The organism is Rhizobium beringeri, assembly GCF_004306515.1.
GTDB classification, from domain to species: domain Bacteria; phylum Pseudomonadota; class Alphaproteobacteria; order Rhizobiales; family Rhizobiaceae; genus Rhizobium; species Rhizobium beringeri.
Genome location: NZ_SILG01000007.1, coordinates 66,621 through 89,604 on the forward strand (window position 1 = coordinate 66,621; position 22,984 = coordinate 89,604).

General features: G+C 59.5%; 28 protein-coding genes and 2 pseudogenes. 14 read left to right on the forward strand and 16 right to left on the reverse strand.

All coding sequences use genetic code 11. The features are described from left to right. Positions 1 to 105: 105 nt before the first annotated feature. From ELH03_RS36370 to ELH03_RS38910, 3 genes and pseudogenes are all read left to right on the forward strand, one after another. Positions 106 to 392, forward strand: a pseudogene (locus tag ELH03_RS36370) (recombinase family protein); the annotation flags it as partial. Positions 393 to 579: 187 nt separating this feature from the next. Next, positions 580 to 1,713, forward strand: a complete 1,134-nt coding sequence (locus tag ELH03_RS36375; protein WP_130767578.1) for a PAN domain-containing protein — start codon at positions 580 to 582, stop codon at positions 1,711 to 1,713. A 59-nt stretch (positions 1,714 to 1,772) separates the two neighbouring features. Then, a complete protein-coding gene (locus ELH03_RS38910; protein WP_497006784.1) occupies positions 1,773 to 2,045 on the forward strand; it encodes a YdcA family protein in 273 nt (90 codons plus the stop codon). A 713-nt stretch (positions 2,046 to 2,758) separates the two neighbouring features. Here ELH03_RS38910 and ELH03_RS36385 read toward each other — a convergent pair. Genes ELH03_RS36385 through ELH03_RS36395 form a run of 3 tightly spaced genes read right to left on the reverse strand, consistent with a single transcriptional unit; the run spans position 2,759 to position 4,182 of the window. After that, positions 2,759 to 3,379 (reverse strand): glutathione S-transferase family protein, encoded by a 621-nt coding sequence (locus ELH03_RS36385; RefSeq protein ID WP_197730645.1) that lies wholly within the window; start codon positions 3,377 to 3,379, stop codon positions 2,759 to 2,761. Further along, entirely contained in the window at positions 3,372 to 3,857 is a 486-nt protein-coding gene (locus ELH03_RS36390; protein ID WP_130807021.1) for an SRPBCC family protein, read from the reverse strand. Before ELH03_RS36390 ends, ELH03_RS36385 begins: the two co-directional genes overlap by 8 nt. Beyond that, entirely contained in the window at positions 3,838 to 4,182 is a 345-nt protein-coding gene (locus tag ELH03_RS36395; RefSeq protein WP_130767580.1) for an ArsR/SmtB family transcription factor, read from the reverse strand. Before ELH03_RS36395 ends, ELH03_RS36390 begins: the two co-directional genes overlap by 20 nt. A 482-nt stretch (positions 4,183 to 4,664) precedes the next feature. Between ELH03_RS36395 and ELH03_RS36405 the strand changes: the two genes are divergently transcribed. The 3 genes from ELH03_RS36405 to ELH03_RS36415 all read left to right on the forward strand — a co-directional run bounded on the left by ELH03_RS36405 (position 4,665) and on the right by ELH03_RS36415 (position 6,505). Beyond that, complete coding sequence (locus ELH03_RS36405; RefSeq protein ID WP_130767582.1) at positions 4,665 to 5,414, forward strand: sulfite exporter TauE/SafE family protein; 750 nt, start codon at positions 4,665 to 4,667, stop codon at positions 5,412 to 5,414. Between the two features lie 285 nt (positions 5,415 to 5,699). Further along, positions 5,700 to 5,984, forward strand: a complete 285-nt coding sequence (locus tag ELH03_RS36410) for a type II toxin-antitoxin system TacA family antitoxin (protein WP_130767583.1) — start codon at positions 5,700 to 5,702, stop codon at positions 5,982 to 5,984. Then, positions 5,984 to 6,505: a GNAT family N-acetyltransferase gene (locus tag ELH03_RS36415; RefSeq protein WP_130767584.1), complete on the forward strand. Its 522-nt coding sequence runs from the start codon at positions 5,984 to 5,986 to the stop codon at positions 6,503 to 6,505. Before ELH03_RS36410 ends, ELH03_RS36415 begins: the two co-directional genes overlap by 1 nt. A 227-nt stretch (positions 6,506 to 6,732) precedes the next feature. On the opposite strand, the gene ELH03_RS36420 is transcribed toward ELH03_RS36415, so the two are convergent. Then, positions 6,733 to 7,071: a helix-turn-helix transcriptional regulator gene (locus tag ELH03_RS36420; RefSeq protein ID WP_130767585.1), complete on the reverse strand. Its 339-nt coding sequence runs from the start codon at positions 7,069 to 7,071 to the stop codon at positions 6,733 to 6,735. Between the two features lie 911 nt (positions 7,072 to 7,982). Here ELH03_RS36420 and ELH03_RS36430 point away from each other — a divergent pair. Further along, positions 7,983 to 8,243, forward strand: a complete 261-nt coding sequence (locus ELH03_RS36430) for a DUF982 domain-containing protein (protein WP_018496974.1) — start codon at positions 7,983 to 7,985, stop codon at positions 8,241 to 8,243. Positions 8,244 to 8,548: 305 nt separating this feature from the next. Here the strand turns inward: ELH03_RS36430 and ELH03_RS36440 are convergent, their stop codons facing one another. After that, positions 8,549 to 8,773, reverse strand: coding sequence for a hypothetical protein (locus ELH03_RS36440; RefSeq protein ID WP_130767586.1), 225 nt, complete (start codon positions 8,771 to 8,773; stop codon positions 8,549 to 8,551). After that, complete coding sequence (locus ELH03_RS36445; RefSeq protein WP_130767587.1) at positions 8,770 to 9,084, reverse strand: hypothetical protein; 315 nt, start codon at positions 9,082 to 9,084, stop codon at positions 8,770 to 8,772. The genes ELH03_RS36440 and ELH03_RS36445 overlap by 4 nt, the downstream gene beginning before the upstream one ends. A 164-nt stretch (positions 9,085 to 9,248) precedes the next feature. Here ELH03_RS36445 and ELH03_RS37790 point away from each other — a divergent pair, with 164 nt between their 5' ends. Both ELH03_RS37790 and ligD read left to right on the forward strand, forming a co-directional pair. Beyond that, on the forward strand, positions 9,249 to 9,542 hold the full coding sequence (locus tag ELH03_RS37790; RefSeq protein ID WP_197730646.1) for a hypothetical protein: 294 nt from the start codon (positions 9,249 to 9,251) through the stop codon (positions 9,540 to 9,542). Further along, positions 9,499 to 10,545, forward strand: a complete 1,047-nt coding sequence (ligD, locus tag ELH03_RS36455) for a non-homologous end-joining DNA ligase (RefSeq protein ID WP_130767588.1) — start codon at positions 9,499 to 9,501, stop codon at positions 10,543 to 10,545. Before ELH03_RS37790 ends, ligD begins: the two co-directional genes overlap by 44 nt. 11 nt (positions 10,546 to 10,556) lie before the next feature. Here ligD and ELH03_RS36460 read toward each other — a convergent pair whose 3' ends face one another. The 4 genes and pseudogenes from ELH03_RS36460 to ELH03_RS36475 all read right to left on the reverse strand — a co-directional run bounded on the left by ELH03_RS36460 (position 10,557) and on the right by ELH03_RS36475 (position 12,265). After that, positions 10,557 to 10,859: a hypothetical protein gene (locus ELH03_RS36460; protein WP_130767589.1), complete on the reverse strand. Its 303-nt coding sequence runs from the start codon at positions 10,857 to 10,859 to the stop codon at positions 10,557 to 10,559. After that, positions 10,860 to 11,045 (reverse strand): annotated as a pseudogene (locus tag ELH03_RS36465) (CopG family transcriptional regulator); the annotation flags it as partial. A 13-nt stretch (positions 11,046 to 11,058) separates the two neighbouring features. Then, positions 11,059 to 11,637 (reverse strand): hypothetical protein, encoded by a 579-nt coding sequence (locus ELH03_RS36470; protein ID WP_130767590.1) that lies wholly within the window; start codon positions 11,635 to 11,637, stop codon positions 11,059 to 11,061. Positions 11,638 to 11,839: 202 nt separating this feature from the next. Beyond that, a complete protein-coding gene (locus ELH03_RS36475) occupies positions 11,840 to 12,265 on the reverse strand; it encodes a hypothetical protein (protein ID WP_130767628.1) in 426 nt (141 codons plus the stop codon). Between the two features lie 239 nt (positions 12,266 to 12,504). On the opposite strand from ELH03_RS36475, the gene ELH03_RS37795 reads away from it, so the two are divergent. Together ELH03_RS37795 and ELH03_RS36485 are read left to right on the forward strand one after the other, a co-directional pair. Further along, positions 12,505 to 12,729, forward strand: coding sequence for a hypothetical protein (locus ELH03_RS37795; protein WP_197730038.1), 225 nt, complete (start codon positions 12,505 to 12,507; stop codon positions 12,727 to 12,729). After that, the gene (locus ELH03_RS36485) at positions 12,722 to 13,423 is read left to right on the forward strand and encodes a DUF899 family protein (protein WP_064246822.1); all 702 of its coding nucleotides are present in this window, start codon (positions 12,722 to 12,724) and stop codon (positions 13,421 to 13,423) included. The genes ELH03_RS37795 and ELH03_RS36485 overlap by 8 nt, the downstream gene beginning before the upstream one ends. A gap of 28 nt (positions 13,424 to 13,451) precedes the next feature. Here ELH03_RS36485 and ELH03_RS36490 read toward each other — a convergent pair whose 3' ends face one another. From ELH03_RS36490 to hutI, 6 genes are all read right to left on the reverse strand, one after another. Further along, complete coding sequence (locus ELH03_RS36490; protein ID WP_024319880.1) at positions 13,452 to 14,081, reverse strand: J domain-containing protein; 630 nt, start codon at positions 14,079 to 14,081, stop codon at positions 13,452 to 13,454. A 175-nt stretch (positions 14,082 to 14,256) separates the two neighbouring features. Continuing rightward, complete coding sequence (locus tag ELH03_RS36495) at positions 14,257 to 14,832, reverse strand: HutD/Ves family protein (protein ID WP_130767591.1); 576 nt, start codon at positions 14,830 to 14,832, stop codon at positions 14,257 to 14,259. Between the two features lie 6 nt (positions 14,833 to 14,838). After that, positions 14,839 to 16,512 (reverse strand): urocanate hydratase, encoded by a 1,674-nt coding sequence (gene hutU / locus ELH03_RS36500; protein WP_024319882.1) that lies wholly within the window; start codon positions 16,510 to 16,512, stop codon positions 14,839 to 14,841. Between the two features lie 24 nt (positions 16,513 to 16,536). Beyond that, a complete protein-coding gene (hutG, locus tag ELH03_RS36505) occupies positions 16,537 to 17,355 on the reverse strand; it encodes an N-formylglutamate deformylase (RefSeq protein WP_130767592.1) in 819 nt (272 codons plus the stop codon). Between the two features lie 4 nt (positions 17,356 to 17,359). After that, positions 17,360 to 18,895, reverse strand: coding sequence for a histidine ammonia-lyase (gene hutH / locus ELH03_RS36510; protein ID WP_130767593.1), 1,536 nt, complete (start codon positions 18,893 to 18,895; stop codon positions 17,360 to 17,362). Beyond that, entirely contained in the window at positions 18,892 to 20,154 is a 1,263-nt protein-coding gene (hutI, locus tag ELH03_RS36515) for an imidazolonepropionase (protein ID WP_130767594.1), read from the reverse strand. The genes hutH and hutI overlap by 4 nt, the downstream gene beginning before the upstream one ends. A gap of 123 nt (positions 20,155 to 20,277) precedes the next feature. Between hutI and ELH03_RS36520 the strand changes: the two genes are divergently transcribed. The 3 genes from ELH03_RS36520 (at position 20,278) to ELH03_RS36530 (ending at position 22,775) form a co-directional block, all read left to right on the forward strand. Next, positions 20,278 to 21,624 carry a formimidoylglutamate deiminase gene (locus tag ELH03_RS36520; protein ID WP_130767595.1) on the forward strand — a complete coding sequence of 449 codons (1,347 nt, stop codon included), beginning with the start codon at positions 20,278 to 20,280 and terminating at the stop codon, positions 21,622 to 21,624. Positions 21,625 to 21,744: 120 nt separating this feature from the next. Then, positions 21,745 to 22,467: a histidine utilization transcriptional repressor HutC gene (gene hutC / locus ELH03_RS36525; protein WP_130660488.1), complete on the forward strand. Its 723-nt coding sequence runs from the start codon at positions 21,745 to 21,747 to the stop codon at positions 22,465 to 22,467. A gap of 44 nt (positions 22,468 to 22,511) precedes the next feature. After that, positions 22,512 to 22,775: a DUF7338 family protein gene (locus ELH03_RS36530; protein WP_432422313.1), complete on the forward strand. Its 264-nt coding sequence runs from the start codon at positions 22,512 to 22,514 to the stop codon at positions 22,773 to 22,775. Positions 22,776 to 22,984: the final 209 nt, after the last annotated feature.

Genomic DNA, 22,984 nt, shown 5'->3' on the forward strand with positions numbered 1-22,984 from the left:
TACCGTGGCGCTTGGGCGAACTTCCACTCTCTTGTGCATGCCGTCCCCTACATCGCCATCTTCGTCGAGATCATGTAGCCTCATGCCTAAAGCTTGAGGTGACACATGACGAAAATCGGTTATGCCCGGGTCAGCACCATTGATCAGGATTTCGAAATACAGCAGCAACGCTCTACGCCCAGGGGTGCGTGATCGTTCGGTCTGAAAAAGTCTCTGGCGCGAGCCGTGAGGGCCGAACGGAGCTCGCAACCATTATTGAGTTTCTTCGCGAAGGTGACGAATTGGTCGTCACACGATCGGATCGTCTTGGGCGTGACACGCGCGACGTTTTTAACATCGTGCATGAGTGCGAGCAACGCGGTGCTTTCATTGCCATACTTGATCCCCACGTCCCACGCGCGGCGAAAGATGAACATTGACGTGGCCAAGTTGCGGCGGTGCTATGAATCGTTTGAACAATCGCGCTCTCGGGTCCTGGTAGATCGGTTTGTTTTTGTAATTAACCGCTTCACAATTTCTACTTTGACTTTTCTCATAAGAGGCCGCTTACTCGCCGGAGGGTAGTAGGGGTTTGGTGAAGTGCGTGGTGTGTGGCTCGCGTGTGTGCTTGTGTTGTCGTCGCTGTCCTACGCTTGGGCTGCGGATATTCAGATCGAAAAACTCAAAGGCGATATTTCCCTGATTTCTGTAGTCGGTGAATTCACCGAGGGAGATGACGCGCATTTCAAGAACCTTGCCATAACGACCGACAAGGCGGTCGTGTTTTTCAACAGCCCTGGCGGCTTGGCAGCCGTCGGGATGGAGATCGGACGAACAATTTCCATCAAAGGGTTTGCTACAGGCGTCGATCGCAATGCGATGTGCGCGTCGTCCTGTGGACTTGCGTGGCTCGCTGGCAAAATTCGCTTTATAACGCCCACGTCAAAGGTCGGCTTCCATGCGGTTTTCAAAGACGACGCGGGACAGAAAGACGTCAGTAGCGCTGGCAACGCCCTTGTCGGGTCGTACCTCCAGCAGCTTAACCTGAACGCCAACGTCATCGTATATGTAACCGACGCTGCACCAGGCGCTATGCAGTGGCTGACGGCGGACGATGCCAGGCGGATCGGCTTGGAGATCGATCTGCTTACTGATGATGATTCACCCCCGCAGGCCGGGCCGGTTCCGTTCGGTGGAGACACCACCGCCAGCTATGCACCGACGACGGTCACCGTCACCCCTCCACCCCAACCGCAGGGGCCGGCCTGGAGACTCTACGAATATACCGACCTCCCTGGCTATGATTTGCCCGGCATGCCGCTGAAGGTCTTCACGGTCGAAGACTGCAAGCTCGAGTGCGATGGCAATGATCGTTGCCGGGCTTTCACCTTCAACGAAGCGCACAACGTCTGCTTTCTCAAGGGAATGGCCTCGGAAGCTATGCAGTTCTCAGGTGCCGTGTCTGGTTACAAAGGCAGCGAGGGAGACATTCGTCGCATCGGGCATGATTTCGGTCCATCGCTGCAATTCCGCACTAGCAGAAACGTGGAGATCACGGGCAATCCATTCGCGAAATTCAATGGCTCGACGTTGGACGCATGCCAAGACCAGTGCATAGCAACGGCGGCGTGTGAAGGCTTCAATTATTACCGCAACGGCATGTGCTTCATGTTTAAGGTTCGGAAACCAACCCGCAACAACCTGCTTTCCGTGGCGGGGAGCCGAACGAATTGAAGTATTGGGCTATTGGTGCAGTTGCACTGCTTTCGATTGCGGCATTGGTCGCCGCGCCCGTGTTGGCCAACACGCCCTGCAGCGGCCGAAAGGGCGGTATCGACCACTGCCAAGGTTCGACATTCATTTGTCGTGACGGATCGGTGAGCGCTAGCAAGAAGTCGTGCGAGGCCACGATGGGTGCGGTCGGGATTCTCGGATCGCAGGCCGAAGAAATGGCACCTGCACTAGCTGGCGACTGCTCATGTCGGGGCGGAAACTACTGCACGGGGCCAAGGGGAGGCCGCTATTGCCTGACGGACAACGGAACCAAAAGCTACCTTCGCAGCTAAGTTCCATCGGCGAGGGTGAACATCAACTTCAAAAAGGTAGTCCCATGAAGGTCTATCTCCAGATTTCCGACGGCCGAGCGGCAAACCCTACGGGCCGCCCGCGGCGAACATAGTCGTTGTGTTTTTGCCAGAGTAGCCATTCGATCGTTTCTAAGCATGAGAGGGCATAACCAAGCTTGCGCAACTTAGCGAAATCGATGCTTGGATGAGTGTGCCGTTTGCTGTTTGCAGAACGTCGCCCCGCTCCTTCGTCAGTCCGGCCGATCGATCAGAGCGATGAAAGCCGCTGCTCCCCTTTCCAGGTCACTTTTCGTCTCAAGAGAGACGGGCCCTCCCCAGTGTCGTTAGCTCCGAGATTCGAGATTCTCATTGATCTCCACGAGCGCTGTGACGCTGATGACCAAGCCGGCCGGGAACAAAGACTTCGGCTGAACCCGTCGCGGTGTTTGAAAGAGAACGGTGACGAGAACGTCTACCACCTCGAAGAGAGCCGTTGGCGCCGGACAAATCGTCACGATCCATCCTTTCTACCGAAGATCGCCAGACCAAGTGGCGGCGCGTTGTCGGTGACCTTCACAGCGCCACCATCTGCGCAAATGATGACGACGAGGCGAAGTGTGGGGGCGCCGCGGGCGGAACTGTCCGAGCACAACCGTCTAAACGCCGAGAACACAGTCCGGCCGCGCCAACCAAGCGGAGACGGCCGTGCCCTCTTAGGCCGGGAAAGGGTTTCGCCACGCATCCAGTTCTTCAAGCCGTCCGTACCACGTTTGGATATGCCGAAACTCGGTGACTGGAATCTCGGCGGCGGTTGCAAAAGGAAGGGCAGCGGCCAATGCGAAGTCTGCCACAGTCAGGGTCTTCCCGACCGCGACGCTGTTACTGGCCAAATGATCGTCGAGCACGCGAGCATGGGCTCGAAAACTCGTCTTCGCATCTTCGATCACGGCGACGTCAGGCTCCCCGCCGAACAAAGGCTTGATCAAGGTTTCAAACCACAGCGTTGCACCGTGCCGGGTGAAATGACTGGCATCCCAACTCAACCAGCGCAGCACGTCGATCTGCCGGTGGTCATGCGGCCAAAAATCCGATGCGACGCTGTCAGACAGCCTGCACATGATGGCGTTCGCTTCCCATAAAGTTCCGGCATCATCCTGCAGCACCGGGACTTTCCCGTTCGGGTTAAGCGCCAGGAATTTTGCGGTGCGCTGTTCTCCGCTTGCCAGGTCAACCCTGACGAACTCGACGTCGGCTTTGAGAAAACGAGCGGCGGCGCAGGCCTTCCGGGGATTGAGCGTCTCGCAATAATAGAGCTTCATCGCCGCCTTAGACATGATTTGGCCCTTCGGATTCAGTCCCGAGAAAGACGCTCAATCGCTCGAGACTTTGGGACCAGCCGGCTTCATGACCCTCAAGTGACGATGCGCTATCAAATCCACTCTGCCGAAAAGTCATTTCCGTACCCCCGTCGCTTTCCCTGAACGTGATGGTGACGACTGTTTCCGGGCTATTTTCGCCGGTTGCGAGTTCCCAGGCATGTGTGAAGACAAGCCTGTGCGGCGGCTCGACCTCCAGATATTTTCCGCCGACCCAATGCTCTTCTCCATCTGGCGCGATCAGACAGGCGCGGTGCCTGCCGCCGGGCCAGGCTTCAAGCTGGTCGCCCACCGCCTTGAAACCGTGAGGGCCGCACCATTGCGCCAACGCTTTCGGGTCGGTCCATGCCCTGAAAACCAGATCGCATGGGGCATCAAACCTTCGTACAAAAACCAGATCGCGGGCACTGTCAGTATCAGTCTTCGGATTTGTCATCTTCGTATCCTCGTACCTTGGACAAATAGCCATCGAGACGATCGAAGCTCTGATCCCAGAAGCGTCTGTAATCGCCAATCCAATCGGAGATTTTCTTCAACGCGTCCGGCTGAAGTTCGCGGGGACGCGAAGTCGCTTCACGGCCGGAGCGGATCAATCCGGCCTGTTCCAGGACCTTGAGATGCTTTGAAATGGCAGGCTGGGACAACTCGAAGGGATCTGCGAGTTCGGCCACGGTCGCCTTGCCGTGAGCAAGCCGCTGAAGGATTGCTCTCCTTGTTGGGTCTGAGAGTGCCGACAAAATCGCATCGAGGCTGCTGTCCATGTATCACCAGTTAGCTATATAGCCGCATAGATATATTGATCGTTGCGAGATGTCAAAGGCAGTTTTTACGAATCCCCTTCGATGAAAGCGCTGCCGATGTCTTGTGCGAACGGGCGATGTTGTTCTACGCAGAGGGGCGAGGCCAGCGTTACATACCCGATCACCTCATCCGGACATTTTCAGGTCTGATGGCCACGAGGGTCAACGCTCCGTCGTTGGCTCTAAGCCACTGAGTAATTCGTTCTCTGAGTGCCACGCGGCCTGGCCAGGTGAGGGGCGGTGTAAAGCGATGACGTACATCTCTTCCTCAAGGATACCCTCATGGTAATCGGATGAATGGCGCTCAATTGAGTTTCCTTGACTATGGCGAATGGCAGTCCTGGGGCGGACTCTCTGGACGCGCAACTGCGTGCGGCGATTTGACGGCGGTATTGGACAAGGGGCTCGGCCGGAATCAGGCTTGGATGTTAAGGCGACCTAACATGTACGATATCATGCTTCTTTTCCTTGCTGGCTTGTTAGCAGGCAGCATGAATGCGTTGGCGGGCGGCGGATCGTTCGTATCGCTGCCTGCGCTGATATCGGTCGGAGTGCCGTCGGTAGCCGCAAACGCGACAAGCACCTTAGCCTTGTTTCCCGGCGGCATGGCGAGCTCGTGGGTCTACCGTGACGGGGTCAAGAGTGTGTGCGGCGTCAATGTCTTGCCCATTGCCATCGTGACTGTGATGGGTGGTGTGGCCGGAAGCATTCTATTGCTGCTAACCCCATCGAGAATTTTCGATGGTATCCTGCCATGGCTTTTGCTGGTGGCGACATTGATGCTCGCTGCGGGTCCGAGGCTCAGCGCCCAGTTGCAGACGCAGGCACGTCCGAGTGTTCTGGCGTTCGCAACGGTTCAGTTCTTTCTCGGTCTTTATGGCGGCTATTTTGGCGGCGCGGTGGGTCTCATGATGCTTGCGGCATGGAGCGCGCTCGGGGGCGGGGACATCAAGAGCCTGAATCCGACAAGAATGGTGATGGTCACTGCTGCCAACGCGGTCGCCGTCGTCGTCTTCGTACTTGCCGGGGCAATCGTATGGCAGGAGTGCATTCCCATGACGATTGGAGCCGTTATCGGCGGGTGGATCGGAGCACATATCGGACGAAGGCTGCCATCATCGGTCGTTCGGGTGCTAACCCTCGCGGTCGCCTTTTTAACGACCGCGGTTTTCTTTTCGCGAGCTTACCTTTGAGCGAAGGTCCCGTACCCTCAGGCTCTCAGTCAATAACTTGCAATTGAAGGAGCCGAATTCCTCCAAGATGCCCAAGGGGCTCGACGAATTGGATCGCGGGAAAGAGTCGATCTAGGGGATGTGATTGAGAATGCTCGGTGAAAGCCAGGCTTCCGATCGAAAGCGATCAGCGCCTATCTCCAGAAGGAACTGAAAGGGAGGCTTGGGACATCAACCCGACATACCGCAATAAATAGATACACATTGTGTATGCGTTTGTGGTATATGGCCTTGAAGGAAAAGGCCATGACCAGCAAAAACGCCACCGATACCCATACTCGCGCCGTTAATTTGAGGGTTCGTGAGGACGTTCGCGTCCTGATCGACCGCGCCGCCAAGGCCCACGGGAAAACCCGTTCGGATTTCATGATCGACGCTTCGCGCCGTGCCGCCGAAGACGCGCTTCTCGATCAGACATTGGTGCGGGTCGATCCTGACAGCTACAAACACTATCTCGACGTCCTCGACCAGCCGCCAAGTAGTGAGGGCTTCGAACGGTTGATGAACGCTCCCAAACCCTGGCAGCCGTAATGTTGTCTGCACCGACGCTTCTTGGCGAAGCGCACGATCTCCAGCTATTCGACAGCGGGCACGACAGCCTTGATGAATGGCTGCGCCGACGGTCGCGGGCCAATCAGGTCAGCGGCGCATCGCGAACCTATGTGGTCTGCGAGGGCGAGCGCGTTGTCGGTTATTACTGCCTCTCATCGGGAGCGCTGGCGGTCGCGGACGCCCCGGGATCGATCCGGCGCAACATGCCCGACCCAGTTCCCATGGCAGTCCTTGGTCGTCTGGCTATCGATCGCAACTGGCAGGGAAAAGGAATCGGAGCCGCGCTGTTGCAAGATGCCGTGCTGCGTACCGGACAGGCAGCCCATATCATGGGTATTCGCGGCCTTCTGGTTCACGCAATCTCCGATCAAGCCAAGGCCTTCTATGAGCATTTTGGATTTGCAGCGTCGCCCGCGAATCCTATGGCCTTGGTGTTGTCATTGAAAGGCTCAAGTAGGCCTGAAGTGATCGGTGAAAATCGCCTTCGGCCGCTCCTCTGACAACCCAAGGACGGTCGGCGAATTGACGGAGAGCTTTGAAAAGTTTGCCTAAAATCGGAATCCATTTCCTAATTGCCACATGATTTCGGATATTTGGAGCTTGCCGGCAGTAGAAGAAAGCCGGTTACAAGACGAGCGGCCGAGGACGAAATGGAGAAATATGCTCAAGACGACTGGCCCTGTGCTTCCGGTAACCACACCCAGACGAAAGTTCGTTGTTCTCAGCCCTAGAAGTCATCCTTCACCTGCGTAGAGGACGGCCGAACGGACTTCGGAAGAAGAGCAAGCATCGCGCTGTTTGCCGATATCGCTGTTGAAAGCGTTGCGTGATCGGCGTTGAACAGGCGCACTCCCACAATGGCGGCCACCTCGAAGAAGGCTCCGATGGCGCAGGCAGGGTCGCCCTTTTCGATCCGCTGCACCAGGCCGCGCGAGATACCGGCGCGGTCTGCCAGCTCCTGTGTGGTGAGTTTGCGCTCGATCCGAGCGCGCCTGATCAACTGGCTGAAAACTAGCAGGGCGTCCCGGCTGTAATATGAGTAAGCGCGTGATATGGGCTTGGGCATGATCACCCTTTGATCCATTAATAAACCACGAAAGTCCTTTGCGGCCTATTTCTAGATCATTATTTTCGAAGAGTTTCCCGCGTATTGCGCGCCGCCGCCGCTACGTGCCAACAACTCACCGGTCAGAGGCAGCTGTCAAGCGTTGATTATTACCGTAGGGTCCCGTCCCGAGGGGATGAAGCCGTTGTTGTCATCCCGGTTCGGAGCACGGATAGCGAGCCGGACTAGGATGGCGACCAATCGGAGTTGGACGAAGTGATCGTGGAGCGATATCGATCGGGCTGCCGGGCCGACAAGCAACCCATTCTGGACGAGTTCGTCGCTGGCGGAGGTGATCGATCTTATGCCTGCAATCATAACGCGGATTTGTGCCCAAGGACGGCGAGCACATTGCAATCAGAAAAAAATCGCATGACCTCAGTCAGCAGTATGCACCTGAACCCCGCGGCAGAGCAGTCTCCAAGTCGGGCTTCGTTGGGCCTCCTGTGCGTGAGCTTGCGTCATCGGATCGTCGCCGTCGTCTGGCTCGGGGCCGTCCGGCGGCGGAGTCTCCCCAGGATCTCGCTCAGGTTCGGGATTGCCGATCGGCGGCGCTGGCGGCGGAACGATAGGCTCGTTGGGTACGGACATGATTTCCTCCTCGCTAGCCGGGAAAACTCGCGTGTCCTTCCGTTTATTCAAGGGGTGGCGCCGTGAACGAGATGCTTTTCTCGAGCAGCGAACTGCTCGCCGCCGACCCTACCAACAGGTGCCCCTGCTGACGCCGGCGATGCTGAGGCGACTGAGGCGCCTTTAAGAAATGTTCTCCTTTTTATGATGCGGCCTGCGAAACGAGCTTCGGCATGCCAGCGAAGATCACGGAACAGTTCTTGCACGGTTACTAATATATTTACCGTGGGAGACCTAAAGTCATGAAATGGCACACATCCGCAGAGTTTACCCCTCTAATGCTCGTTGTAAGCGGGTCGGAAAAATACAAACTTGTCGCAACCCTTTTCCAGGCTGCCGAAATGCTGACGGTTAGCTGGCCGATCGACGATGGAGAAGAATATCTTATAGCGATCAGGGCGTGCCGGAATGCAATTCATGGGGAAATTCCGGCTCAGGACGCGCGAGCAGCGCTTATCCGTGCCGCCGACGAAGCTGGCATTCCGGTGATCACCGTTCACTGAGTTCGCAGCCGACGGTGAAATGAGTTCACGGGCGCCTTCATGACACGGCCCTCTCGTTCCGCTGCATGCGCACGTCATGCCGCTGAACATCACTTTCAGGCCGCGCTCAGCCCGCAGTTCTTTTGGTCCCTCTTTGGCAATAATTGTCAGCTTCCGTTCCTTCTTGCACTTCGCGTGCGATCCTATCTTCGGCGTGTCGATGCCAGAGATGAAGGAGCACCTTCCCCAGCACCGCGTGTTCTGCCCGTCTCATTTCACCGTGTCGCCTCGCCGACGGTCAAAGATGCGCAGATGATCTCCAGCAATCATTGAACGATATCTCCACGCTTGGCCGCCTCTAGCTTCCGCCTGAGTGCCTGTTCCTGCTCATATGACTTGTGTGGGAAATGCTCGAAGCACCACCAGCGGGTCGCCACAGCCGGAGAAGGACTGTTGCCCCAGCCACCCCACTCCTCGCATCCCTTTTCTTCGCAATAGTGGACATACATTTTCGGCGCGTTGGTCAGCGCCGGCTTGTCGGTGTCGCTCATTTTTCCTCCTGGAGCTGCCAGCCCGCTTTCGGGATCGGCCAACCCTTTTTGGCCGCGCGGAAATCAGCCTCAGCTTCGGCTTTCTTCTTGGCTTCCGTGGTGCCCATTGCCCAAACTGTGATGCGCATCCGTCCGGCTTTGAATACGAAGCGCCGTTCAAGGGTGTGTTTGCCTGCCGAGTATCCGCCGCGAAAACATGCGCGGGCAACCGACAGGCTGGTGCTCTCGCGGAAAGACTGCGGTTGCGACGACCACCAGTCCCTCAGAGCAGTTTCGAACGACACGGATTTTGGTTGGGAACGGTCAAGCATGGGCTTCAGACCTGGTCTCTAGTTCAACGTTGCAGACCGGCCATCGCAGCCGCTTTCTCTCATGATTTATCTTGGGCATATCAGTCTCGATGGTAGCTCGGTCGCCAGCCGCGGGCCATGCCTCGGCTCATGGCGCCTTCGGTCAATGCCAACTGCCGGCGAAGGTGACGGATATCTTCCAGCAAGGTGTCTATAGCTGCGTGCGCATCGCCTCTGTGGTAGGCAATCACCTTTGCACGCTCATCGTCTTCCACGGCTTCGCCGATCGGCTGCTCTCGCATATCCGTGCTCCGTATTTCGATTTTCAGAATGGCGGCCGCGGCGCCGATGTTCTTATTATGTTCGCATCTGGATGCGAGTCAATAATCAATCTGGGTCAATTGCTTTTTTGGGTATTGCTGATGAACTTGAGGCATGACGAAGCCGCCCCGCAAGCCTTCCAAACCGCTGCTTGGTGAAGCCGACGCGCTGCTCCGCAGTCGCCCACGTCGGCGCCGAGATCCCGCCCAGCCCAGTCTCCCCTTAGATCCGATGCCTGATCGCGTCGAGCCCTGCCTTGCTTTGCTGAAGTCAAAACCGCCGAAGGGCGACGACTGGGTTTATGAAATCAAATGGGATGGCTATCGCCTGTTTGTTCATGTCGAGCCGACGCGCATTCGCATCCTGACGCGCGGCGGCCACGACTGGACAGATCGTTTCCCGGCGATCAAACAAGCGGCGCTCTGGCTTCCTGTTGGCACGGCGATTCTCGACGGCGAAGCGGTGGTTCTCGACGAGCAGGGCAGGTCGGATTTCGGCCTGCTACAACAATCGCTGGGCGGGCGGGGCGGCAGGAAGAGCTCAAGCGACGCCATCTTCATGGCCTTCGATCTGCTCTATTTCGACGGCCACGATCTCAGAAACTCCGAACTCGACATGCGGCGGCATCTGCTCGAGGATCTGGTGCCTGCCGGCGAGCAAGGCGATATCCGGCTCTCGGAGGAGATTGAGGCCGATGGCGATCAGTTGCTGGCGAGCGCCTGCGAACTTGGCCTTGAGGGCATCATAGCGAAGCAGCGGCGCGCGCCCTATCGTTCCGGCCGGGGCGGCGACTGGCTAAAAATCAAATGCGTCCAGAGCGATAGCTTTGCGATCATCGGTTATGAACGATCCACGGTCGCGCGCGCCGGGATTGGGCGGCTTCTGCTCGCCGCGCGCAAGGGCAAGAAGCTGGTCTACGTCGGCGGGGTAGGGACAGGCTTTAATGAGCGTAGCGCTCGTGAGCTTCGCGAGAAGCTCGACGGCCTTATCACATCCACGCCCGCTGCGGTCGCCGGTCGCAAAGGAGCGATTTTCGTCAGGCCAAAGCTCATTGCGGACATCGAGTACAGGGCGTGGACGGACGACGGGAAGCTAAGGCATGCCTCATATAAGGGGCTGCGGGATGGGGCTGATGAGGCGATGGTTTATGAGTTGGAATAGTCTGTCAACGGCTACCGTCCGCAACCGATGCAAGGTTTGATAACTCCTGTCAGAGTCAAAATAATGAAAATCGATATAAAGGAGGTCACCACCAGCACAAAAGGCATGGCGATAAAGAACTTTGCTTTCGGCTTCGCCAAAAAGCGTTCATTTTGGGATTGGGAAAAATAGAGGTTAGGCCCGAAATCTTTGCTGAAATCGAACCCGTTACTGCGGTAGAAAATGATGGATCTGATGTACCAATACCAGCTGTACGCGCAAAAGCCGCCCACGAGGCATAGTCCGATCCACAATTGAATTCGATCATCACTCAATCACGCTTCTCCATCAACATCGCCGTCTTCGTCCAGTCCATGCACCGGCAGATAGGTGTTTTTCTCCATCCACTCCCGGAGGATAAACCTGATCATGTCGTTGCGCGTCATGCCGAACTCGCCGGCCAGGTCTCGCAAAGCCTCCTCAACATCATCATCCATCGAGACGGCGCCGGAATTGCGCAGCCCGCAGTACCTCTTATTTCTTCGATGATATATTGGCCCTCGCGTATGGCCCGCGAAATGGCTCTCGCACAGCGGATACGTTGAAGTTCTTTCTTATAATTGCGCATAGTTCGATGGCGGCAACGTTCTCTGGATTCAGCAACGTATGTATCTCGTCTCTGCTTACTTTCAGATCCTCGGTAACCACCTGGAACATATCTCCGATTTCCATCCTCGGAATCGGTTCGCGATACTTTCCATCCTCATATGCATCAAGCTCAGCCTTCTGATACTTCCGATAGGCTTCATTCACGCTGCGAAAAGACAGCGCTTCGTCAGAGATATCATTACGAACGAACTCGATGCATCCTCGCGGATAGTGATCGCCCAGAGCATCAACGACATCGCCTGCCTTCTTCAGCACCTCAATCGCAGAAGCGTCGCTCGCACGCGAGAGTGCCGGGTGTCCGTATTTTCGAAGCATATCGTACGCGGCTTTCAACGCGGCCTCCTCGTCTCCTGCCTTAAACTTCTCGTTTATCTCCTTCGCTTCGTCCATATGATCTGTGAAAATTGCATGGAGCAAAGCGTTGGTGCTTACAAGCTCATTCATCAGCTCCTCGACCGATCCCGGCGTCGCATCTTGCGCAATCGCCCCGAATGCGAGAAACCCAACCCCCGCGCATAGCGATAAGAAATTTTTCAAACTCGTTCTCAATTTTGCAAGTCCCCAGAAGACTTATCAGTCTATCGTGACGCCGCCGGCGTCAATGTGGCTGCGCTCCACGCCAAATATGTCGGCAAGGTCGAGCACGCTACCAACCTCCCGGACGGGACATTGCGCTTCTGCCACCGCACTTATTGCCCGCGGCGTCATATTGCCAATCGTACTGGCAGTTGCCGGGATAGCGCCGCGGTGGAGTATATGCACCGCCGCCGCAGTTGCCACTAGCGCATACTGCCGCCGCCGTCCCGACCAATGCAAGCCCCACGAGAACCGCAGCGGCCTGCCGTTGCTGGGCAACCATCTGCTCACATTCCAACATGCTCATCCCGCGACGGTTTACTTCCGCCACGAGCTGGAATTGAAATGCTGGATCCTGCGTTTCCAGTGCCGTCTTGCAAAGCGCGGCTTTGCTTACGGCCGACGGCTTGTTGTTGAATTCAACCGGCGTCGTTGTGCAGCTCGCCAAGGCGAACGACATCGCCACGACGCCGAAACGTCGAGCTAACAGATACATTTTCACGGATAACCCCTCAGTTGCCCGCCGCTAACATCGCAGAATTCGGTTCCACGTCAAATTGCATGTTAATCTATCGTTAACGCAGCTTTAGGATGTAGGGTGAAAGCTGCCATTGGCGTACTGCCCAGCCTGTCTTACTGTTTGTGAAAGCGCAGCGCCGCCCGACGAAGCAAATCTGGCGATCCGCTCGCGGGGAATGTACGATCGGGTCGGCGGCGTCCTCTCGGAAGGGCGCAATGCCGATCATGAGCTGGTTCGATGGTCCGCATTTCGGAACGCGCGATCTTGATGCGCTGGGCTTTGGCGATCCGGGCGCCGCGCCGGCCAAAGCGCGGGTCAATATTTTCCGTCGGCTCTGTCGATTTTCGCATCAGCCGATCGTCCTTGTAATGATGTGCTGGCACCGCGGTCGTGGCTTCAGCACGTCCTCAGGCAACAGAAGGAGCTATTGTCATGGATAATCAGCATCTGGTCCCCGCCGCCGTGCTTGCGGCCAAGAACGGCGTTCGGTTTCCCAATGAGAGCGAGGCATATCGCAGCGCCCGCGACGCGTTGCTGGCCGAAGAGATCGAATTGCGCCGGCATATCGAGCGCGTGGCAAGACAGCGCCGGGCGCTGCCGCCGGGCGGCGAGGTGACGAAAGACTACCGCTTCGAAGGCAGCGACGGGCCAATCTCCTTTGCCGAACTCTTCGCCGACAAGGACACACTGATCGTCTACAGCTACATGTTCGGCCCGCAACGCGAGCGCCCGTGCCCGATGTGCACCTCGCTGCTATCGGCCTGGGACGGCGAGGTGCCTGACATTCAGCAACGCGCAGCCCTTGCGGTCGTCGCCCGCTCGCCGATTGAAAGGCTGCTCGCCTTCAAGAAGGAGCGTGGCTGGCATCACCTGCCGCTCTATTCCGACATGACGGACGATTACAGCCGCGACTATCACGCAATCGGCGGCGATGGCGGCGATGACGCGGCCTTCAACGTGTTCACGCGGCGCGACGGCACCATCCGCCATTTCTGGAGCCAGGAGATGGGCGGGGTGACCGCCGATCCCGGTGAGGATCCGCGCGGCGCGCCCGACCTGATGCCGCTCTGGACCGTCATCGATTCGACGCCCGAAGGCCGGCCGGCGGACTGGTATCCGAAGCTGTCTTATTAAGATCAGCCGCGTCGTCCGTCGTCCGCCGTCAGCCGGTGGAGCGGTTCCTTGAGGCCTCGACCCATTCGATGCTGGTGACCGCGGCATCCGGCAGCGGCGGCGGATCGATGTCGTAGACATAGCCGCTGATCATGTCGGCGGCGCGTTCCGTCGCCTTGATTTTCGCCTCGGTTTCCGCGACCGCCTTGGAGATCGCTTCGATGCGGGCGCGGAACATGTGGGCAAGCACATCGCGGCCGGACTGTTTTTCGAGCCGTTCCAGATGCAGGCCGATTCGCGAGGCGTGGCGCTCCAGCTCGCTCTTGCTGAAACGCGCCTTTCGCAGTTCTTCGGAAAGACTGTCCTGCATGACGGCGACGGGATCGAAACTTCCGGGTGCGCGCTCGTCGAGCACTGCGTCGGTGACGAGCTTCTCGATCATCACCAGCGCCTGCAATTCGGCCGCATCGGCGAATTCGACGTCGTAGCCGGTATCGTCGTAGACCTTGCGCCGGACCGGATCGAGAAGTAGCCCATAGGCTTTCTGCAGATGGGCAAAGGCGTCCGAATCACCACCCGAATCGGGGTGGGCAACCTTCGCCAGGCGCCGATAGGCAGCCTTCAGCTGCGCCTCGTCCGCATCGCGTTCAACGCCGAGAATATCGTATGGATCCGTCACGCCTGCTCCCTTGCTCCCCGGCACGTTGCGGGCAGTCTAGGTCTTCTTCTGCATCAGAAGGGCGAAGTTTAGACCGAAACGAGGAATGACGTCCATGGCCCGAGATGGCTATGGTTTATGCACATGCTTCGCCAAATCATCGATTGTTTAATGTTTTCAATTTGTTGCTCGAAGATCAGCCTGTGGTGATCGAAGCGAGATAACATCTGGCTTCGCCATCGATTTTAAGCACGGTTGCGGCCGCGCCCTCGATCAGCAGCGCATCGCCGGCCGCAAGCGCGCCGGTCTCGCCGTTTCGCCGGAATGACAATGCGCCGCGATGGCAAAGCAACAGGCATGTCGAGGGCGGCAGCGGCACGGTCTTGCTGCCATCGACCTCGATGCGGATCAGCGTATGGCTAAGCCCGTTGCGGCGCGTCATGACGTTGAGATCGGTGACTGCTCCGTCCTCAAGCCTGGCGGCGACGGGGACATCCGCCGGGAAGGCCAGCGGATTGCTTGCCGTTGTCAGCGGCAGGGGCGAGCTGCCATCCACATCGAGCACCATGCCGTTGCCATCGAGGATCGCCAGCGTCCGGTCGATGCCGGGAAAGATCGAAAACGGGCCGTCCTCTGCGACCGTCGCCATGCTGATGCGCCAGTCGAAGTCGTTGATCGAAGCGCCGGGTGGAAAGACGGCGATCTCCACCGTCTCTCCCTTGCCGTTTTTCCAGGGCATGCGTTTGTGATCGCCGGCGCGCAGGATCCTCATGAGGGTTCAGTTCCCGAGAATGCCGGGCAGGCGCAGGCCCTTTTCCTTGGCGCACTCGATGGCGATCTCGTAGCCGGCATCGGCGTGGCGCATGACGCCGGTCGCCGGGTCGTTCCAGAGCACGCGCTCGAGGCGTCTTGCCGCATCGTCCGTGCCATCGGCGCAAATGACCATGCCCGAATGCTGCGAGAAGCCCATGCCGACGCCGCCGCCGTGATGGAGCGACACCCAGGTCGCACCCGATGCCGTGTTGAGCAGGGCATTGAGCAGCGGCCAGTCGGAGACGGCGTCGGAACCGTCCTTCATCGCTTCGGTCTCGCGGTTCGGCGAGGCGACGGAGCCGGAGTCCAGATGGTCGCGGCCGATGACGATCGGGGCGGAGAGTTCGCCTGTTCTCACCATCTCGTTGAAGGCGAGGCCGAGCTTGTGACGGTCGCCCAAGCCCACCCAGCAGATGCGGGCCGGCAGGCCCTGGAAGGCGATGCGCTCCCTGGCCATGTCGAGCCAGTTGTGCAGGTGCTTGTTGTCAGGCAGCAGTTCCTTCACCTTGGCATCGGTCTTGTAGATATCCTCGGGATCACCGGAAAGGGCCGCCCAGCGGAAGGGGCCGATGCCGCGGCAAAACAGCGGGCGGATATAGGCCGGCACGAAGCCCGGGAAGGCGAAGGCGTTTTCGAGGCCTTCGTCCTTGGCGACCTGGCGGATATTGTTGCCGTAATCGAGGGTCGGCACGCCGGCATTCCAGAAGGCGATCATCGCTTCGACATGCTCGCGCATCGAAGCGCGCGCGGCTTTTTCCACAGCCTTAGGATCGCTTTCGCGCTTTGCCTTCCACTCGCCCATCGTCCAGCCCTTCGGCAGATAGCCGTTGATCGGGTCGTGGGCCGAAGTCTGGTCGGTGACGATATCGGGGCGGATGCCGCGGCGGACCATCTCCGGCAGGATTTCGGCGGCATTGCCGAGCAGGCCGACAGACTTTGCCTCGCCGGCCTTGGTCCAGCGGTCGATCATCTCAAGCGCTTCGTCGAGCGTCTCGGCCTTGGCGTCGACATAGCGGGTGCGCAGCCGGAAATCGATCGAGTCGGGATTGCATTCGACGGCCAGGCAGCAGGCGCCGGCCATGACGGCGGCGAGGGGCTGGGCGCCGCCCATGCCGCCGAGCCCGCCGGTCAGGATCCATTTGCCCTTGAGATTGCCGCCGTAATGCTGGCGGCCGGCCTCGACGAAGGTCTCGTAGGTGCCCTGCACGATGCCCTGCGTGCCGATATAGATCCAAGAGCCGGCCGTCATCTGGCCGTACATAGCAAGGCCCTTCTTATCCAGCTCGTTGAAATGATCCCAGGTCGCCCAATGCGGCACGAGGTTGGAATTGGCGATCAGCACCCGCGGCGCATCCTTGTGGGTGCGGAATACGGCCACCGGCTTGCCGGATTGGACGATCAAGGTTTCTTCTTCCGTCAGCGTCTTCAGCGTTGCGACGATGCGGTCGAAATCCTCCCAGGTGCGGGCGGCGCGGCCGATGCCGCCATAAACGACGAGCTCGTTCGGATTTTCGGCGACGTCGGGGTCGAGATTGTTCATCAGCATGCGCAGCGGCGCTTCGGTCATCCAGCTCTTGGCATTGAGATCGTTGCCGCGGGGCGCGCGGATTTCGCGGATATTGTGGCGTGGATTGTTCATGGCGGTTCCCCTGTCGAGTGATCGTTATCGTTTCAGGCCTGGCGCAATCTGTTCGATGCGCACCAGAATGTTTTTGAGATGGACGCGAAGTCTGTCTGCATTGGCGCCATCGTAGGCGAAGGGCGCCGCCTCGGTTTGGAGATGCGTCGATTGCGCAAGCTCCATCTGGATTGCGTGCACACCGGTATCGGGCCGACCATAATGGCGTGTGGTCCAGCCGCCCTTGAAGCGGCCGTTGAGCACACTGTCGTAACCTTCGGCGGCTTCGACGACGGTGAGCGTTGCCTGTTCGATCGCGCTGTCGCACGTCTTGCCCATGTCGGTGCCGATGTTGAAATCCGGCAACTTGCCTTCGAAGAGGAAGGGAATGTGGGAGCGGATCGAGTGGCAGTCGTAGAGAATTGCGACGCCATGGATTGCTCTCACGCGCTCGATCTCGGCGGCAAGTGCGGCATGATAGGGAGCATGGAAGTCCCGCAGCCGTGCCGCGACGTCGGCTTCGTCAGGCGCCTGCCCATCCTTCCAGATCGCCTTGCCGTCGAAATCCGTTTCAGGAACAAGGCTGGTGGTATTCTGGCCGGGATAGAGGCTGACGCCCGCCGGATCGCGGTTGGCGTCGATCACATAGCGGTGGAAGGTGGCGCGCACGATCGTGACATTGTCGAGCAGGCCGTCATAGAGCTCATGGATGTGCCAGTCGGTGTCGGCCAGCATCCTGCCGTTGTCGTTGAGGCGGTCGGCAATCTCAGCCGGCACGTCGGTCCCGGTATGGGGGAAACCGAGGATGACGGGGGAGGTGCCTTGGCGAATTTCGCATGGGGAGGAGACTTTTTCCGTCACCATCGTCTCAACCCTCCAATACCGGCAATATGCCAGATGAAACCGAAGCGTTGAGCGCGCCCGTTGCCACCAGTTCGGCGGCGGCCGCGAGGTCGTTTGCCATGTAGCGATCGACGTCGAGGCTCGGTACCTTGGTGCGGATGGCAGTGATCGCCTTGCCCAGTTCCGGGCTGGTCGACAGCGGCGCGCGCAGTTCGACGCCTTGGGCGGCGGTCAACGCCTCGATGCCGATGATGCCGAACAGGTTCTCGGTCATGGCAAGCAGCCGGCGGGCGCCATGGCAGGCCATCGAGACATGGTCTTCCTGGTTGGCCGATGTCGGTGTCGAATCGACAGAGGCCGGGTGCGACATCTGCTTGTTTTCGGACATCAGCGCCGCAGACGTCACCTCGGCAATCATCAGGCCCGAGTTCAAGCCCGGCTTCTTGGCGAGAAAGGCCGGCAGGCCGTAAGAAAGGGTCGGATCGACCAGCAGCGCGATGCGGCGCTGCGAAATCGCGCCGATCTCGCAGACGGCAAGCGCGATCTGGTCGGCGGCGAAGGCGACGGGTTCGGCGTGGAAATTGCCGCCGGAGACGACGGAATTGTCGGACAGCACCAGCGGATTGTCGGTGACCGCATTGGCCTCGATCTCAAGGGTGCGGGCAACCGAGCGCAGCAGATCGAGGCAGGCGCCGTCGACCTGCGGCTGGCAGCGGATGCAATAGGGATCCTGCACGCGCTCGTCGCCCTCGATGTGGCTTTGGCGAATGATGGAATTTTCGAGGAGCGCGCGAAGCGCGGCTGCCGTGTCGATCTGGCCCTTATGGCCACGCAATGTGTGAATATCCGGATGGAAGGGCGCCGAAGAGCCCATGGCGGCATCGGTGGACATGGCGCCGGTGATGAGAGCTGCCTGCGCGGCACGATGGGCGCGGAAGAGGCCGGCAAGTGCCAGCGCCGTCGAGGTCTGGGTGCCGTTGATCAGCGCCAGGCCCTCTTTGGCGGCAAGCACGACCGGTTTGAGGCCGGCCCTTTCGAGGGCTTCAGCGCCCGGGAGGCGTTCGCCGGCGAAGAAGGCTTCGGCCTCGCCCATCATTACCGCCGCCAGATGGGCAAGGGGCGCAAGATCGCCGGAGGCGCCGACCGAGCCTTTTTCCGGGATCAGCGGGATGACGCCCTTATCAAGCATGCCTTCGATCAGCCGCACCAGCTCCAGCCGCACGCCGGAGGCGCCGCGCCCGAGCGAGACCAGCTTTAGCGCCATGATCAGCCGCACGATATTCTCAGGCAGCGGCGCGCCGACGCCGCAGCAATGCGACAGAATGAGATTGCGCTGCAAGGTGGTCACATCGGCGCTGTCGATCTTGATCGAGGCGAGTTTGCCGAAGCCGGTATTGATGCCGTAGACCGGCGCATTGCCGGCGGCGATCTCGGCGATACGGGCAGCGGCCTTGGCGATCCCGGTATCGAAGGAGGGATCGAGCCTTGCCGGTGCGCCCGTCCAGTAGATGGTTTCCAGGTCCTTGAGCGAGACGGAGCCCGGGTGGAGTGTGATGGTCATCGACCGTTCCTTTCGCCCTTGAAGACGCGTGCGTGAAGCGGATTGAAGCCGATGCGATAGACGAGCTCGGCAAGGCTTTCGATATTCCAGATGGCGAGGTCGGCGGATTTGCCGGCTTCGAGCGTTCCTGCCTTGTCGAGCAGGCCGAGGGCGCGGGTGCCTTCGCGGGTGGCGCCGGCGATGCATTCCTCGACGGTGAGGCCGAAGAGCGTCGCCGACATGTTCATGGTGAGCAGCATCGAGGTGAGCGGCGAGGTGCCGGGATTGCAATCGGTGGCGATCGCAATCGGCACGCCTGCCCGCCGCAACGCCTCTACCGGCGGCTTCTGCTTCTCATGGATGGCGTAGAAGGCGCCGGGCAGCAGCACGGCGACGGTGCCGGCTGCGGCCATCGCCGCAACACCATCTTCGTCGAGATATTCGAGATGATCGGCCGAAAGCGCGCCATATGACGCGGCAAGTTTGGCGCCGCCAAGATTGGAGAGCTGCTCGGCATGCAGCTTGACCGGCAGGCCGAGCGCCTTTGCCTTGTCGAAGACGCGGGCGATCTCGGCCGTGGAAAAGGCGATGCCCTCGCAAAAGCCGTCGACGGCATCGGCAAGACCGAGATTATGCATGTCGTCGAGACCTGGCAGGACGACATCATCGAGATAATCGCCGTTGCGACCCTTATATTCGAGAGGCGTCGCATGGGCGCCGAGATAGCTGGTGGCAACGCGGACCGGTCTGATGTGGCCAAGCAGGCGGGCGCTCTGCAGCATCTTCACTTCACCGGTTCGGTTCAGCCCGTAACCGGACTTGACCTCGATCGTCGTGACGCCTTCGGCAAGCAGCGTGTCGAGCCGCGGCAGAGCCCCGGCGACGAGCTCTTCGACCGACAGCGCATTGGTCGCCTTCACCGAGGAGACGATGCCGCCGCCGGCACGCGCGACCTCCTCATAGGTGGCGCCTGCAAGGCGCATTTCGAACTCGCGGGCGCGATTGCCGCCGTGGACGATATGGGTGTGGCAGTCGACGAGGCCAGGCGTTACCCAGCGGCCTTCGAGATCGACGATTTCGGAGTGTTCGATGGCCGATGCCGGCAAATCGCTTTCGGCGCCGGCAAAGGCGATGCGGCCGTTTTCGACCAGCACGGCGCCCTTTTCGACGATGCCGAGCCCTTCTTTACCAGGCACCAGCGTGGCCAGCCGCGCATTGCGCCAAAGCACTGGGTGGGCTTCGGCGGAGGAGGCTTCCTCTGAAAAATTGTTCCCGGTCATCAGCTTTGCGCCTTTCCTTATGCCAATAACATGTATATACATAATCGGCGGGTGACAAGAGAAATTTTGCGCGCTTTTCTGGAAAAGAAAGATCGGCGCCGCGGTAAAAGGAGAGGGAAGGCCATGACCACACTTCACGCAGACACGGCGCTGACCCCGCAAGGCTGGCAGAAGAATGTGCGGCTGACGTTTGAGGCCGGGCGCATCGCACGGGTCGAAATCGGCACTTCTCCCGGGCCTGGCGACGAACGCCACGCCCTTCTCGTTCCCGCCATGGCGAACCTGCACAGCCATGCCTTCCAGCGGGCGATGGCCGGTCTTGCGGAAGTGCGCGGCCCGGCCAATGACAGCTTCTGGAGCTGGCGCACGGTCATGTACAAGTTTGCCCTGGCGATGACGCCTGATCATGTCGAGGCGGTGGCGGCCAAGCTTTATGCGGAAATGCTGGAGGCCGGTTTTTCCCGCGTCGGCGAGTTCCACTATCTCCACCACGACAGGGATGGCAGCGCTTACGCCAATATCGCCGAGCTTGCCGAACGCATCGGCGCGGCGAGCGAAGAGACCGGGATTGGCCTGACGCTGCTGCCGGTCTTTTATGCCCATTCCGGCTTCGGCGGTGCTGCCCCCATCGACGGTCAGCGGCGTTTCATCAATTCGCTCGAAAGCTTCGAAAGGCTGATGGAAGGATGCCGGGCAGTGACCGGCCGGCTCGACGGCGCCGAGCTCGGGCTGGCGCCGCACAGCCTGCGCGCCGCGACCCCGGATGAGCTCGCAAGGCTCGTGCCGATGGCGGGCGACGGTCCCATCCATATCCATGTCGCCGAGCAGGTGAAGGAGGTCGAGGACTGCGTCGCCTGGTCCGGCGCGCGGCCTGTCGAATGGCTGCTCGATCATGCGCCTGTGGATGAGCGCTGGTGCCTGATCCATGCGACGCACATGACCGAGGACGAAACACGGCGGATGGCGAAAAGCGGCGCGATCGCCGGCCTCTGCCCGATCACCGAAGCCAATCTCGGCGACGGCGCCTTTGCCGCGCCGCTTTTCCTCGAAGAGGGCGGGCGTTATGGCATCGGCTCGGATTCCAACGTACTGATCTCCGTGCCGGAGGAGCTGCGCCAGCTCGAATATTCGCAGCGCCTGGCACTTCGCGCCCGCAACGTCGTCGCTGCATCCGGCGGTTCGACGGCGCTTTCGCTGTTCACACATGCACTTGCCGGCGGTGGCGCCGCGCTGAAGGCGCCGGCCGGGTTCGCCGAGGGCCATTCCGCCGATATCGTCTCACTCGACACCGAAGCCGTTCCCTATCTCACAGGCGACCAGATCCTCGATCATTGGGTGTTTGCCGGCGGCGTCGCCGTCGATTGCGTCTGGGCGCATGGCCGCAAGCAAGTGGAGGGCGGCCGCCATCTCAGGCGCGATGCCATCGATCGGCGTTTCCTGGCGGTCATGGGCGAATTGCTAGCTGCGTGAAAAGGGCTTTTCCTGTCCGGACATTCGAATTAGAGCAGTCCCAGCAAAAATGTGTAGTGGTTTTTCGTCCGGATTTTAGTAAAAACAAAGAGATAGCGGGAGACCAATCGGAACGTGGCGATGAATCAAAGCAGGGATCCCACCTTGCATCAGCGCATCCTCAGCGACATCGAGGGCCGTATCGTCTCGGGCGATTGGCCGCCGGGGTACCGCATTCCCTTCGAGGTCGATCTCGCCACGCAGTATGACTGCTCGCGCATGACGGTGAACAAGGTGCTGACCCAGCTCGCCAAGGCTGGCCTGATCGAGCGCCGCAAGAAGTCCGGCAGCTTCGTCACCCAGCCGCAGGCGCAATCGGCTGTTCTCGAAATCCACGATATCAAGGCCGAGGTGCAGTCCCTGAACCTGCCCTATTCCTATGCGGTATCGAAGAAGACGAGCCGCAAGGCCAAGGCGGAAGACAGTCGGAGACTTGAACTGCCTGTGGCGTCCTCGGTCATCGAGGTCGTCTGCATCCACAATGCCGGCATGCGGCCCTTTTGCCTGGAGGAGCGGCTGATCAGCCTTGCGACGGTGCCGGAGGCCGCCAATGCCGATTTCCTGACGATGGCGCCGGGTCCCTGGCTGCTCAACCAGGTGCCGTGGAGCACGGCCGAACACCGGATCCATGCCGTCTCCGCCAGTGCCGAGGTGGCCGCCGTCCTCGACATTGCGCGCAATACTGCCTGCCTGGTGGTCGAACGCCGCACCTGGAGCGGTGCCGGCCCGGTGACGCATGTGCGCTTCACCTATCCGGGCGATCGCCATGCATTGGTGGCGCGTTTCACGCCGGCGTCGCAATAACGAGCCCGATCCAACCGGCTGGTGCCCGGTGACGAACCTGGTGGATCGGTCGAAACCCCGCCCATGGCTGGCGGTCGGAACTGCTGGGCATGACGGCGGCCGGCAGCATCACCATCCGCCATGTGATGAGCAAGACCCCTAAAAATCAGTGGTACGTCGTGGAGGCGGCGAAGGGCATGCGTTTCTTCTGCTGGAAGAAATCTGTACTTGTGGAATGTTCGCTTAATAGCGTTCGCGCAAGTCTAGAGAAGAAAACCCCGCTGGAGCGGGATCAGGAAGGGGGGTGTTTTTTACGGCTAACGACTTAGCCGTGTTGCAAATTCACTTTGATGATAAATCAGACATTTGCAATAAAATATTACTTTTCGAGATGATGTTTCCACAGATACTTGCTAAAAAACTAGGCAATGATCGTACGATTACGCTCTGATGTACAAAGTGACTTCAAGTCGAAAATAGTCTCGAGTATTATTCAACTGGCCGCTCGGCGATATTGCCTAACCCCACGCAACCAACT